Annotated in this window: 12 protein-coding genes; 7 read left to right on the top strand and 5 right to left on the bottom strand. The window is 67.3% G+C overall.

Annotation, left to right across the window (positions count from 1 at the left end; all coding sequences use genetic code 11):
- Nucleotides 1-478 precede the first annotated feature (478 nt).
- The 5 genes from C0R46_RS03425 to C0R46_RS03405 form a co-directional block, all read right to left on the bottom strand.
- Entirely contained in the window at nucleotides 479-1,504 is a 1,026-nt protein-coding gene (locus C0R46_RS03425; RefSeq protein ID WP_157944541.1) for a DUF4424 domain-containing protein, read from the bottom strand.
- Between the two features lie 186 nt (nucleotides 1,505-1,690).
- Complete coding sequence (locus C0R46_RS21035) at nucleotides 1,691-2,284, bottom strand: helix-turn-helix domain-containing protein (RefSeq protein WP_245413393.1); 594 nt, start codon at nucleotides 2,282-2,284, stop codon at nucleotides 1,691-1,693.
- A 237-nt stretch (nucleotides 2,285-2,521) separates the two neighbouring features.
- Nucleotides 2,522-2,764: a hypothetical protein gene (locus C0R46_RS03415; RefSeq protein ID WP_102958154.1), complete on the bottom strand. Its 243-nt coding sequence runs from the start codon at nucleotides 2,762-2,764 to the stop codon at nucleotides 2,522-2,524.
- A gap of 52 nt (nucleotides 2,765-2,816) precedes the next feature.
- Nucleotides 2,817-3,017 (bottom strand): hypothetical protein, encoded by a 201-nt coding sequence (locus C0R46_RS03410; RefSeq protein ID WP_102958153.1) that lies wholly within the window; start codon nucleotides 3,015-3,017, stop codon nucleotides 2,817-2,819.
- Complete coding sequence (locus C0R46_RS03405) at nucleotides 3,017-3,673, bottom strand: SOS response-associated peptidase (RefSeq protein WP_102958152.1); 657 nt, start codon at nucleotides 3,671-3,673, stop codon at nucleotides 3,017-3,019. Before C0R46_RS03405 ends, C0R46_RS03410 begins: the two co-directional genes overlap by 1 nt.
- A gap of 672 nt (nucleotides 3,674-4,345) precedes the next feature.
- Here C0R46_RS03405 and C0R46_RS21330 point away from each other — a divergent pair.
- From C0R46_RS21330 to C0R46_RS03365, 7 genes are all read left to right on the top strand, one after another.
- Nucleotides 4,346-4,774: an ATP-dependent DNA ligase gene (locus C0R46_RS21330; RefSeq protein WP_425349843.1), complete on the top strand. Its 429-nt coding sequence runs from the start codon at nucleotides 4,346-4,348 to the stop codon at nucleotides 4,772-4,774.
- A 951-nt stretch (nucleotides 4,775-5,725) separates the two neighbouring features.
- Complete coding sequence (locus tag C0R46_RS03385; protein ID WP_102958149.1) at nucleotides 5,726-6,511, top strand: hypothetical protein; 786 nt, start codon at nucleotides 5,726-5,728, stop codon at nucleotides 6,509-6,511.
- On the top strand, nucleotides 6,508-7,107 hold the full coding sequence (locus C0R46_RS03380) for a PIN domain-containing protein (RefSeq protein WP_102958148.1): 600 nt from the start codon (nucleotides 6,508-6,510) through the stop codon (nucleotides 7,105-7,107). Before C0R46_RS03385 ends, C0R46_RS03380 begins: the two co-directional genes overlap by 4 nt.
- 536 nt (nucleotides 7,108-7,643) lie before the next feature.
- Nucleotides 7,644-8,279 carry a hypothetical protein gene (locus tag C0R46_RS03375; RefSeq protein ID WP_157944540.1) on the top strand — a complete coding sequence of 212 codons (636 nt, stop codon included), beginning with the start codon at nucleotides 7,644-7,646 and terminating at the stop codon, nucleotides 8,277-8,279.
- A 62-nt stretch (nucleotides 8,280-8,341) separates the two neighbouring features.
- Nucleotides 8,342-10,549 (top strand): hypothetical protein, encoded by a 2,208-nt coding sequence (locus tag C0R46_RS20720; RefSeq protein ID WP_157944539.1) that lies wholly within the window; start codon nucleotides 8,342-8,344, stop codon nucleotides 10,547-10,549.
- A complete protein-coding gene (locus C0R46_RS20715; RefSeq protein WP_157944538.1) occupies nucleotides 10,546-11,649 on the top strand; it encodes an ATP-binding protein in 1,104 nt (367 codons plus the stop codon). The genes C0R46_RS20720 and C0R46_RS20715 overlap by 4 nt, the downstream gene beginning before the upstream one ends.
- A complete protein-coding gene (locus C0R46_RS03365) occupies nucleotides 11,646-13,535 on the top strand; it encodes a TniQ family protein (RefSeq protein ID WP_102958146.1) in 1,890 nt (629 codons plus the stop codon). Before C0R46_RS20715 ends, C0R46_RS03365 begins: the two co-directional genes overlap by 4 nt.
- Nucleotides 13,536-13,564 lie beyond the last annotated feature (29 nt).

Here is a 13,564-nt window from a genome sequence, read left to right as displayed (position 1 = left end):
ACGTTGTGCTCGCCCCAGCATCAACGTCCCTAGCCGCTTTGACTATCCCGTCGGCTCACGCAGTGTCCCTCCGCCGCGATTTCGGTGGAGGCACAGCAGCTTACAGGAAGCTCCCGCTAAGCTGCAGGTCGACAGCGGCCTCGATGAAGGTTCGGAAAAGTTTTCGCGTCGTGCCCTGGGTGCCCGCGACGACGTCAGGCTCAGCGTCCACCGCGCAGCATGCCTGAGTGCTCCTCCTCCATTTGCCGTCGAACGGTCCCGTCGCGCGTATTCCGCCGAGGCCGAAGGACTGATCGAGAACCGCCGGAGCCGCCGCCGCATGCCTTCCCTCCCCCGTCTGTATGCCGCGAGTCCAGGAGTCATGGCAGTGAAACCTGCCGGTCGTCCCGATCTTCGGAATAGAACCTCCGGGAGGAAATCGAGAGCGAGAGGTCGCCGAAGACGACGTACCCCTGAATTGTCGTGTGGCCCGAACCGCTCAGGGCAGTGGCGGACTCACCGGCAGAAGGATGAGGACCGCAAGGTCACGCTTCGGGACGAAGGCTTGGTGCCGCACCTCGAAGGTGGTCGACGAGGTCTTCTTCACGCCATCGGCGCAAAAGGAGACGAGGTTCTCCGGCGCGCCCTTGTCCACCGTGAGCCTGAAGTCGCCGATCGGCTCCGCCCAGTTCGCCCCCGTCGTCAGCACATATTCGAAGCTCTGTTCGGAAAAGGCGTAGCCCTGGTCCGGAAACCGCTTTTGCCACTCGGCGCTGCGCTTCTTCATCGCCCGCATGAAGGCGTCGTCGATGCAGTAGCGCTCGCGCATCGCCTTCACATCGTCGGGATAGTCGGGCTCCATGTCGAGAACAGTCGCCACGCTGCTGCCAACGGAGGGCGTGTAACTGTGCTCGACCTTGACATCGCGGCCAGGCGCGAAGGTCTGCTCCCAGTGGTAGGTGCCGCTCCAGCTCCAGAGCGCCTGGAGGTTGCGCTCGCCGCTGTCGGCGGCTTCGGGATCGCCCGGCTCGACGAGGCCGGCTTTGATCAGCTCATCCTGCTTCGCCCGCGGCAGGGCGTCGAGCGCCTCGCCCGCTTTCTCGTCCTGCGGCGCCAGCGGAACGCCCAGCCCTTTCAGCAGCGCCGTCACGTCGCGACCGTCGAGCGTCGCCTTCTCCTCCAGCGCCATCCTGACCGCCTTGCCCTCGACGCGTGTCTCAAAACCGAGCGGGTTCGACGGGTCGTCGTTAGGAATGGAGATGTCGATATAGGGCGAGGCCGTGACATTCGGCACGGGGAACGCGACGGTGGTCGTGACGGGCTTCTCGCTCGTGTTGTGGAAGACGTAGGCGACCCGGATCGCGTCCGTCGATACCGACAGGTCCTCGGACCTCATGGCGATGGCGTCCGTCTTGGTCAGCACCAAGCCTCCTGTCGCAAAGGATGCGGTGGAGTCGTTGGCGAGCGCCGGCGTTGCGACGACGAACCCGAGGGCGAGCATGGCTGAATACTGAGATGGGCGCATGCCAGCGGGTTGCTCCGATCCAGATGTGGTCAGCATCGACGATCGCAGGAATGACAGCTTTCCGATCCGGGCGCCATCGGAGCCTCCGACAGGACCGGAGTAGCGGCGACGGGTCGAACGGAAAGGCGCCACTGGAACACGCTCCTGGACGTGCCGCATCACGAGGAAAGAGGGCTCCCGATGCGATTATGTGGCGCCGTCGGGTTCATCTCCCGTCGAGACACCGGAGGGTCTACCCTTGGCGCGCCGATAGGCGCTCGGCGTCATGCCTGTGACCCTCTGGAACTCGCGGTTGAAATTCGACTTCGTACCGAATCCGGCGTCCAGCATGATCCGCGTGATCGGGTCCGCCGTGTCCAGGAGCAGCCGGCAGGCGCGCTCCACCCGATAGCCGTTCACATACTGCGACACGCTCATGCCCCGCGTGCGGTTGATGGCACCAGAGACATCACGGGCTGGACGGCGAAGCCGGCGGGCAATCCTGTCGAGGTTCAGGTCGACGTCCGGTATATCTCCCCGTTCTGCATCAGGTCCTCTACCGAGGCAGCGATCACGCGGTCGACGTCCGTTGCAGCGCTTCGAGGCACGGGGGCCTCGCGGCGATCCAGTTCGGGTGACGTCACGACGTCGCCTCCCGCAATCGATGCGGCGGCGCCGAGGACGAGGAGCGCCAGGACGTTTCCGGCCGCGACCACGAGGCCGGAGTGCCCGCCACCGCTCCAGGCGAAGTCGAGGCTGACGAGGCCCTCTCAAGAGCTTCAAACTGGATTTCCTGGACATCGTCGCTGCCGGACGCGATCCTCATTCCATTCTCGAGCATCTAGTCGGCACCGACAGTCCCGACACGCTGGCTTCGTCGGAGCTCGGCACAGCGAGGGTGAATGACCTTGCCGCGTGGTTCGGCAGTGTTCCGCCGACTTATGTAAGCATTGTCGGCATCAACGAGACCGCCGTCTTCATGCAGAGCACGGTGCCAGGTGAGGCTGTCGCCGATTTCGCCAGGGGCTGCGCCGCCGGTCAGTAGAGCCGTTCGGCGATCTGACGTAGTCCCGATCCGGCCCAAAACGCAACTTCGCAGATCGCCGACAGCATCACGGCCGAGACGATCGCCGTCCTCCAGGCGCCAGGCGCCGATCTAAGCTGCCATCGGTAAGTCGATGACGACGCGTAGTACGCGACCTCGCCGACGAGGCCGGCGAGCAGGGGGATCGGCCAGAGCTCCGTGAAGATGCCGAAGATGAGTGAGGCGGCGATCAGCATCCCCCACTCGCCGCCGCCCATCGTTCCGATGCCCGATCGACGAGCCGGCAGCTCACAGGAGTACCCAGTTCAGCGCGATCAGGAGGCACTCGAGCACCCATAGCGCGAGAACGATCCAGTACGCTTTCTTCTGTTTCTCGTTAGGGTTCAGTTCCCAATAGGGAGTCGATCGCCTGTAGAGGTCGAAGTAGTAGCCGACCCCGCTGGCTATCAGAGCGATCGAGAGGCTGAGGTGCATGAATATGTCACCCATCAAGCGGCTCCACCGTCCTGCCTCGCACCCTTAGCTACCACCCGCAGCGCGCCGTCCGGCAACGGCCGCTGCAGCGCCTTCGCCTCGTTCCAGTCCGCGCGCATCCAGACGTCCATCTCTTCGGCTGTGGTCAGGATCACCGGCATCGCCTTCGGATGCACGGCTCCAACCTCGGCGTTCGGCTCCGTCGTGAGGAAGCCGTAAAGGTCCGCCGTCACCTCGCCCTCTGACTTCTTTCGCACCGACGTCCAGTTCGTCCATATTCCCGCGAAGACCGCCAGCGGCCGATCCTCGTCCAGGGCGAACCACACCGGCACCTTCTTGCCGTCGATGGTGTCGTACTCGCTGAAGCTCGTCAGCGGTACGAGGCAGCGATGCTCCAGGCCCGTCCAGCGCCGCCAGTGCGGGCTGGCGACGTTGCGGATGTTCGTCACACCCGGATCGGTGGTGCGGCCCTTCAGCGCGAATTGCGGGGACGGCATGCCCCAGCGCATCAGCGTCAGCTCGCGGCCGCCCTCGCCATTGCGGACCACCGGTGCCGGATAGTCGGGGAAGATGCCGGGCATCGGCGGCAGGTTGCCGGTGCGATCGAAAGCCGCCCGCGTGAAGGCGAGAAGCGCCGCTTGGCCTTTGGTGACGGAGTAGAGATTGCACATGCAGGCAGGAGAACACGAAATACAATGGGCGTCGAACTCGCGGTTTCCTGGCGCCAGACCATCGGTTCGTCGGGCCGCAGCTAAGCAGGTGCTCCTGCTTCACCTGCGACGACGGTAGATCATCGTCATTCCGACGAAGGCCAAGATCCACCAGAAGCCAATACCCGCCATAACAGCGGAGGCGGCATAAACGGAGCGAAGGTCAGCTTCGGCTGCCGAAAGGAGCGTTTCCGTGTACCCGATCCGGTCCACGACGAATAGAAAAGCTCGCGCCAAACCTACTCCAGGCATCATTACAATGAGCACCGGTACTGCTGACAAGGTCGCAAGCTTGACGAACACTCCGATCAAAGCGCAGGCGACGAGCCAGGCGACTAGGAATCGTTGGACAGGATCCTTCGGTATCAGCACGATCGCAGAAACCCCCTGACCCAGATTGCACATACACCAGAGTGACAGCGGCGCACCGAGCGAGCAAGGCACCATCTTCCGTACAACAGGCGGACAGCAGTGACCGCATCTTAAGCGGCTTAGGCGCTCAATGGTCGCGTAGCCAACCCTCCTGCAAAGAACCGGCGTTCCAGTAACCTGCAGACGGAGCCGACGCCAGCGCTGCGAGGCGGCGAGATCACACCGCGCGATCGCAGGCAGCCGCACCTTCCGCTCGACCCGATGCCTAATCGCGTCGAGCCGTGCCTGGCTCTCCTCGCCTCAGTCCCTGCGGTCGGGCGTGAGTGGGCTTTCGAGATCAAGTGGGATGGGTACCGTCTCGCCATCCATGTCGATCGCGGAACAGTGCGGATCCTCACTCGCGGCGGTCACGACTGGACTGAACGCTTTCCTGCAATCGCAGCAGCGGCGCGCGAGTTGGATACCTCGTCCATCGTCCTTGATGGTGAAGCCGTCCTCTTGGACGATCTCGGCCGCTCCGACTCCAGTGCGCTTCAAAAGGCCCTTGGCGGCCGCGGCGGCAGGAAGTCCGCCGGAGCAGCAATCCTCTACGCCTTCGGCATCCTCTACCTCGATGGGCTCGATTCCAGCCGGATGTCGCTCGAGGAGCGGCGGCATATCCTGGGGACGTCGTCGGCAGCAAGGGCGTAATCCGCCCGTCTGAAGAGATCGCCGCTGACGGCAAGGCTCTACTGCGCAGCGCCTGCGAGCACGGGCTCGAAGGGATCATCTCCAAGTACCGGGACCGTCCCTACCGTTCCGGGCGACAAGGCGATTGGCTGAAGATCAAATGCGTCCAGAGCGAGAGCTTCGCCATCATCGGCTATCGAAAAGCAGCTATCCAGCCCACGGCAGGCCCCGAAAGCTAGTACGAGAACTAGCGGTGCGCGCTTCGCTGTCCGCGCAACTCGTGACCGCGATCCGTCGCCGTCTCGCTTAGCGCCGGTCGCTCAGCCCTGGGCTACGCCCGGTGCCGGCGGGACGACGCGAACGCAGATCGACCCGTCGTCGCAGTCCTCGAAACGGGCGCCAGCGGCCTCGAGAGCGGCGCGGATGCGGGCCAAGTTGGACGCTCTAGGAACGCGCGCGCCCGTCTCGAAATCGTTCAGAAGGTTCCGACCGACCGACGCACGCGCGCACAACTCGACTTGCGAGATCTCGAGCATGGCGCGGGCCCCGCGGCAGGCCGTCCCGGTGAATCCTGCCCCCCGGACGGCCGCCCCGGGCCACCCCGGGGACGCACGATTCTCGGCGGTTCCGGAACTATTCGCTGTTGACTCAAAACCAGACAGTCTGTTTCCTTTCGTCAACGGCACGAGAAGATTTCCACAAGAAGAAGCCGTCGCGAACAACGATACGCGGTCGATTCCCGCGGTCGACCGCAGCGCTCACCCGCATCGCAGACGTTCCAGCAGCAGTTCCAGCACCCGCTTCCACCAAGCTTTGGTACGCTTCCGGAGAACGTGCCCGAGCATACTGCACCTAGGAAACGGCGGCGTCACGCCCCGCCACCATCGCGTACCGCCTCATTCCCGAAACTAGCCCGCCGTCGGCGCCACCGTCGACGCATTGCCCCCTCGCGTCTATCTCAGGGAGTTCCGCATGCTTTCCAACCATCCGCAGCGCGTCAGGCGCGTTCCGCGTCACCTCAACTCCGACGGCTCCCGGCGCCCATTGCGCAGGCCCCTTCCCGCCTGGGCGAAGGCCGCGTCCTTCGGTGCCGGCGCGGCCCAAGGACTTGCGCATCTTCTGGTCCGGCGGCTCGGCGCCGTCTCGGTGGACTTCCGCCCCGACGCGTTCGAGTGGACCGACGGCCTCGACGGCTGCGAGCTGATGCACATCCCCCTGTGCCTCGTCCACTGGCCCTGCGGCTCGCGCACCTACGTCGACGCGATGCCCAAGGACGTCCTTCTCCGCGATCCGTACCTATGTGGCACTCGGCCGCGCATCGAGGCCGAGTGCCTCGCGAGGCGGGCAAGTTACGAGGTCTGGACCGACACGGATCTCCGGCCGGCCTTGCGCCGCCGCGCCGTCCTGGAGGCGGCCGACGCGGAACAGCGTGCAGGCCATGCGCTCGCCCCAGCTGGGTCGGCGGGGACCTGGCCCAGAGTCCTGCGTAACCTCGCAACGCGCATGGGCTGCGTCGACCTGCGCGAGGTCGACGGGGACTGGATCGCGAGGGAAAGCCTCACGGGCATCCTCCGGGTCGTGCTGCGCGGCGTGCGCGTCGATCCCGAGACACGGCTCGTCGTGTGGCCGTCCTCATGGTCGCCGTGCCTCCCGCCGGCGAGGTTCCGACGCACCCGCACGACCATGCCGGTACCCCGCGTGGGACCCATGCCGTCGGCCGCCGGAGCCGTTCGCGTGGTCAGGGGACTGGCCGCATGAGCGCCCTGCCCCGACTGTTCGTCCTCGACACCACGGTTGCGTCCCAACTCACAGCGACGCGCCCCGACCCCGCCGTCACCGCCTGGCTGGACGCCGCGCCGCCAAGAACCCTCTGTTTGCCCGCGGGCGCCGTCTACGAGCTCCAGCTCGGCGTCGAGCTGGCACGCCGCAACGGCAACACGAGGGCGGCGGACTTCGAGCGCCGCCTCGACGTCCTGCTCCGTAACCGGCGCTACCGGATCCTTCCCGTCGATGGGCAGACCGCAAGGATCCGGGCGGCGCTCGCGGCCGACCCCGACCTCCGCCACCTCGCCTTGCCAAACCTCTGGTCCCGCCGTCCCCAACCAAGCGAGCGCCTCGCGATCGCAGCCGCCGCCCTGTCGATCGGCGCGGCGGTGGCCACGCTGGACCGGAGGGCCTTCGCGCAGATCGGCCGGTGCCGTCCGTCGCTCGACGTCTTCGATCCCTCGACCGGATCCTGGGCCGCGGCGCTGGACCCCGCCCCGTCCGAACGGCCAAGCAGACGGAGGGCGCGACGCGTCGGCGTAACCGCCCGCGGCGCCCCCTGCCCGATGGCCGCGTCAACTGTTCCTTAACGGCGTCGGAAATCTCCGGCCGCGGCGGACCGGATTCGCCTGGCGCGGATCCGCGGTTCGGCTAGTTTCCGCCGCCCCGCCGGGATTCGACGGGGACGCTTCCCCCGACGGGTTCGACGGGAGGCGGATCGGGAAACGAAGGCGGCGGCGCCGCAGCAACGAGAGGGAGGCATCGAGATGAAACTATACGTCTGCATGCCCTCCCCGTCCGGATCCCATCCAGCCAAGCACCACGGCTCCATAGCCGCCTGACGCGTCGCCCCTTCCGCGGACCGACGCGTGCAGACGGTGGCCCGCCCTAGGGCCGTGTCGATCCCCGTCGCCATTTCGGCGGCGGAGGCCGGGAGCCCTTCCATGTCCACGCACCAACCCCTCCTGCGTTCCTTCTTGTCGGCGGCCCAGCCCGGCCGATGCCCCAGCTCCGTTGCCTCGCGCGTCGCGGAGGTGGGCGGCCATGCCACCCGGAGGAACTGGCACATACCGACCTTCGAGCTGACGGACGGGCCGGGAAGCCGTTGCGGCGGATCGAGCCGAGCGTGGCGCACCGGATCCCGCGGCCAAAGAAGAGGGGCTCGCGCACGGGGTCGATCGTCGACCCGTTCCGCTGGGTGGTGATCCGGTTCGAGAGCGGACTCGAGGAGGACGTCCTCTTCTCGCTGGTCGCCAGCCCCGACGTTCGGGCGGTCCGCGAACAGCAGTTGATCCGCTACCGATGTCCGAACAGCGGGACGCCGGAGTACCACTCCGACTACCAAGTCGACTGGTGGAGCGGCGTCGTTTCGACCATCGAGTGCAAGTACGACGAGGACTCGGAGCGCAAGGCGGTTCCCGCGAAGATCGGCGGGATCGGCCGCAACGCCGTCCTGGGCACCACGGACGACTACCGCGTCGTCACGCAGTTCGACCTCGACGACATCACGATCGCCAACGCGCGGGCGATCGTCGCCTGCGCCCTCGACGACGACCCCGAGGGCCTCGAAGCGGTGCGGCGCGCCCTGCCCGGCATGCCTGAGGGATTCGCGCTCGGCGACGTGGCGGACGCATCCGGCCTTGGCTTTCGCGGCTACCGCGCGGCGGTCGCGCTGCTCCAGTCCGGCGCCCTGTCGCTGGCGCCCGGCGTGGCGGTCTCGCCCGACGCCCGCGCGCGGGTCGGGCGTCCGGTGGCGTCTTGACGATGGCTCAAGGACTCGTCGCCCACGCTGGCGACGCCCCGAATCAAGGAGGAACACGGGACATGCCCAGGCGCGCGTACAAGTTCGGGCGACACGACCGCATCGTCATCGACGGGGCACACCACCGCTGCGTCGAATCCGACAAGGGAAGGCACGTCCTCCAGCTCATGACGGGCTACGTCTTCGAGGACCACTACGTCCCGGTCGACGATGACGAGATCACGGAACTGCTGCGCGGTCCGTCGCCCCGCATGCGCATCGACGAGGGGCACTGGACGAAGCACCTCTCGATGCTGCGCGTGCGCAACGACACGTCCGACATGTCGCGCTGCTCGAAGGAGGACGGCCGCGACGCCGCGTGGAAGCTGGAATGGGTGCAGCGCTACCACCGCCGGAGGCGTGATCTCTCCAAGCCGAGGATCGGCGTCGGCGCGGACAAGCTTGCCGCATTCGTCGCGGAGGAGCGGGACTCGATGGACCGCTGGTACCTCGACAAATACGGCGAGCGCCGCAAGCCCGGTCGCGTCTTCGCGGACCGGGAACGCAAGGCCTTCGACTGGCCCAGCGCTAGCGGCCTATACAAATGGCTGAAGATTTACCGCGACAAAAGGGAGCGCGAGGACTCCTTCCTCCCCAACTACGCCAAGTGCGGGAACCGCGACCAACTCGACCCGCGCGTGCGGCAGGCGATGGAACGCGCGGTCGAGCATTGGTGCACGCCGCTGAAACCGAAGATCAGCGACATCTGCGAGTTCATCGAGGGAGAGCTCGAACCCTTCAACAAGAGTCGCCTTCCCGAGGATCGGCTCCGCGTCAGCGCGGCGACTGTGCGCAAGCGCATCGGGGAGATCGACCCATTCCTCGCCGATGCCGGTCGCGAGGGCCTCGACCGGGCCATGCGCCGCTACGCGCTCTCCGCGGTCGGCACCATGGTCACGCGCCCGATGCAGCGCATCGAGATGGATGACTGGGACATCGACCTCCACAAGCTGGCCGAGGGGTCGTCGGTCTGGAAGAAGATGACGCCCGCGGCGCGCGAGCGCATGCCCCGGGTCAGGTGCACCGTGACCGTGGCCATCGACGTCGCGACGCGGTGCGTCGTAGGACTGCACCTCTTCACCGGCGCCCCGTCCACGGCGACGGCGCGCACGGCCCTGCGCAGCACCCTCGTCGATAAGTCCGCCCTCGCCGCCGCCGTCGGGTGCCGCAGCACCTGGCACATGTACGGGCGCGGCGAGTTCTTCGCCTTCGACGGCGGTCCCGCCTTCGGCGAGGAGTTCCAGGCGACCGTCCAGCGGTGCCGCGCGGGAACGAGCGTTCCCGACCAGGACCCGCGCATGCGCGGGACGATCGAGGCGTTCTTCCGCACCCTGAAGCGTCTTTGCCGGCGCTTTGCGGGGTACGCCTTCTCCAACGTCGTCGAACAGGGAGACTACCCCGCGCAGGAGATGGCGTCGCTGACCGTCGCCGAGTTCCACGCCCTGCTCGTGCGCTTCATCGTCGACAGCTACCACAACCGTCCCCACAAGGGGCTCGAGGGGCGCACGCCCATGGCGGCATGGAACTCGCTGTCCCGGGTGGGCCTGGCTCCCGACCTGACCGAGGAGCAGGTCAAGCTCGCCTTCGGCTTCCGCCGGACACGCAAGCTCTCGCCGTCCGGCGTCGAGTTCATGAACGTGCCGTTCGTCCGGGGCGACGGCCTCCTGGAACTTTTCAGGGCCGTCGGCCGGTCCGAGGTCGGCATCGTCGTCGACCCGGCCGACGTCAAGTCGCTCCTGATCGAGCTGCCCGAGAAGGTGAAGGGGTGCGAGTGGTGTCCCGACGGCACCGACTACATCCAAGTCCGCGCGCCCGAGGGCACGTTCCCGGACGAGGTCGAGACCTCGCTCGACAAGCTCCTCATGGGGAACAGAGAGGTGCTCAAGTTCGTCCGCGCCGAGGCCGAGCTCGGCCGCGAGATCCGTCTCGAGGCGGACCGCCACTTCTACGAGGCCGGCTTCGAGGCGATGCGCCGCTGCGGCATCCCCGTCTACGGCTACACGGAGAAGCAGTTCAACGCCATGGTCGACCACGCCGAGCGCAAGTCGCTGGCGGCGACGGAGCCGGTCGTCCGCGCGTCCCGGCCCAAGCCCGTCGACGAGGCCTCCTTCGGCACCGTCGTCCACCAAAACCCGCGGACCCGACCATCGAAGCGCGACAAGGACGGCGGCGGCAAGGGCAAGGGGAAGCCGTTCGGCGGCTCGATGAACACCTACGGAGAGGACGAATGAGCTGCCAGCGTCATGAGCATCCGTCGCCCCGGCAAGTTCCGGACAACGACCCGTCGGGGGCGGACGACGCGCTTTTCAGCGACGGCGCGGACGTTGCCGGCCCTGCGTCGGAAGACGACGAATTCCTCGACGACTTCGTGGCCGGCCTCGGCGAGGACGCCGTCCGGATCGTGGGGTCCCTCGAGCGGGTGAAGGCCGTCTACGTGGCCTGCGGCCGCGACAAGCTGCTGAAGGAGAAGTTCGACAAGTTCCTGCACCTCGTCTCGGCACGCAGGAACGGCAACCGCGACGACGGCCGCTGCTTCTTCCTCACCGGCGAGAGCGGCGCCGGGAAGACCGCCCTCGCGCGCCACCTCCTAGCCCAGTACCCGAAGCTTCAGCCCCAGGTCCGGCCGTGGGGAACGACCTGCCCCGTCGTCTCCGTCACCCTCAAGGGTCCCGTCATCATGAAGACCCTCGGGCACAACATTCTTCGGGGGACCGGCTATCCGCTCGTCCAGGACCTCGAGGAGAACAAGGTGTGGGACATGCTTCCCGAGCAGCTCCACCTGCGCAAGGTGATGCTCATTCACATCGACGAACCCCAGCACCTCCTCACGGAGACCCCGACGGGCAAGGAGCGCAAGAAGGTCGCCAAGGCGTTCAAGGGCGTCATGAACAACCCGACTTGGCCGGTCAGCTTCCTCCTCACCGGAATGCCCAACACCACCGATCTCGCCCGCCTCGACGAGCAGATCGAGCGACGCGGCTTCCAGTTCCCCCTCGTCGACGTGACCTTGCCGGAGGAGCGCGGTCTCGTGCTCCGCATCCTGAGGGAGATGGCATCGGCGGTCGACTTGGACGTCGCGCGGGTCGTCGCGTCCGATATCCCCGAACGCATTGCGCACGCCGCCGCCTACCGTTACGCGCGAATCGCACAGGTCGTCCTCGCGGGCATTCACGCGGCCCTCGTGGAGGAGGCTGCGGAACTGACCAGAGAGCACTTCGCCACCGCGTACATCGAGCACTCGCATGCCAGGGGGTTCGACGAAATGAACCCGTTCCTCGCACACGACTGGGCTCGCCTCGAGCCGGGCTCGTTCATCGCGGAGTCCGAATGATGGTTGCCCTCTCCTCCCCCACTCAGCGCCTCGCCTGGTCCCACCCGCCCGAACCCATGCAGGGCGCGGCCAGCTTCGCGTCCCGCGTCGCCGCGCTCAACGGCCGCCCGATGCCCAACTTCCTCCGCGAGATGGGGATCTACCCGAACGACATCGATCGTGGCCGGTCCCCAGCCGTGCGGCGCCTCGCCGAGATCGCAGGAGCGAATGCCGACGACCTCGTCCGCGCCACGCCCGTCCGCTCCCCGGACGCGGCCTTCACCGACCTCTGCGGCGAACGCCTGCGCCGGCTGTCCGTCCACCGGACCTACTTCCGCTACTGTCCCGCTTGCGTGGCCGAGGACGTCGCGGCTTTCGAGGGTCCTGTCGTCGCAAGGCCATGGCTCAGAACGGAATGGATCGTCTCGCACGTGCGCTCCTGCGACCGGCACGGCATCCTCCTCGCGAACGCGTCGCCCGAGCGCAGGCGCTTCGAGGCCCCGGACTTCAACGGGACCATGGCGGAGGACCTCGGGCGCCTCGACGGAATCCGCGCGGGATGCCCAACCGTCCCGTCCTCGCCGTTCCAGCGCTGGCTCCTGAACCGCCTCCGCGGAGAGCGCGACGCCTCGAACTGGCTCGACGGCCTCGAGCTCTACGTCGCGATCGGCGCCTGCGAGGGCCTGGGGGTCTCGGCCCTGCACCCGCCGAAGGTCAAGGCGAGCACGCTGACGGAGACCGACTGGGCGGCGGCGGCCGATGAGGGCTTCGCCCACGCGTCCGGCGGGCCGGCGGCTGTGGAGAGGCTGCTCGCCCGCTTGAACGCAGCGCAGACCGGGACGAGAGGTGTCTGGGCCCCGCGCGATACGTTCGGCTACGGCTACGTCGTACTCGAACGCGACCCGGGGGACCCCGCCTGGGATCCGGTCCGCGACGTCGTCGTGGACTTCGCGATGCGCGAGATGCCGCTGGAGGCCGGCACCAAGGTCCTCGGGCGCGTCGTCGAGCGGCAGGCGGTCCACACGATCAGGACCGCGGCCCGTGCGTCGGGCGCTCATGCCCTCACCGTGCGCCGCCTTTTCGAGCGCGAGAACCTCGGCGCGGACGCCCTCGCCGCCGGCCTCATGGACCACCGCGTCACCGTCGACGCGGAGAGGATCGAGGCGACGGTGCGCGAGCTGAAGGGTGCACTGTCCACGCCGAAGGTCCAGAAGCTGACCGGCTTCCCGCTCATCTGGCTGAGGGCCATCATCGCGGACGGGCACCTGCCGACCGTGACCGGATCGAACGACCGCGAGTTCGCCAAGCACAGGTTCACGCGTCAGGCGGTCGACGAGATGCTGGAGCGGATGTTCGCCGGGGCGGAAGCCGTGGACACCGAGACCGACGACCGGGTGAACGTCCTGAAGGCGAGGCACCGGACCGGCGCGACGATGTCCAAGATCTTGGAGCCCGTGTTCGGCGGGACACTCCGGTGGAAGGGACGCCTCGCTGGGGCCGTGGGCCTCGATGCCCTCCTCGTCGACGTCGCCGAGTTCCTGCCCCTCGTCCGGAACGAGGAACGCGGGAACGGCATCAACTTGCTCGACATCCTCGACTTCCTGCCAGGCATCGGGCGCGACAGCCCGAAGGCGCTGCTGGCGTCGGGCCTGCTCGAGCTGGAGATGCAGTTCAGTCCCGAAGCCCGGCGCATGGTGCCGGTCATCACCCGTGAGAGCGCGGAGCGGTTCCTGCGACGCTACGTGACGCTTGGCGAGCTGTGCCAGCGTACGGGCCTGCATCACAAACAGGTCCGCAAGCGGTTGCGGGAGGACGGTGTACCCGAGGAGATGACACCTCAGACGCACAAGTGCTTCGCGTACGATCGCCAGCAGGTGGACAGGGCGGCGGCATGGACGAAAGCCTAGGGACGGCCCCATAGACTGACGAAGCCGCA

It is taken from the genome of Mangrovicella endophytica, assembly GCF_002893625.1.
Taxonomy (GTDB): Bacteria; Pseudomonadota; Alphaproteobacteria; order Rhizobiales; family Rhizobiaceae; genus Mangrovicella; species Mangrovicella endophytica.
The sequence above is the reverse complement of the archived record's forward strand: the minus strand, read 5'-3'. Positions and strand labels throughout refer to the sequence as shown.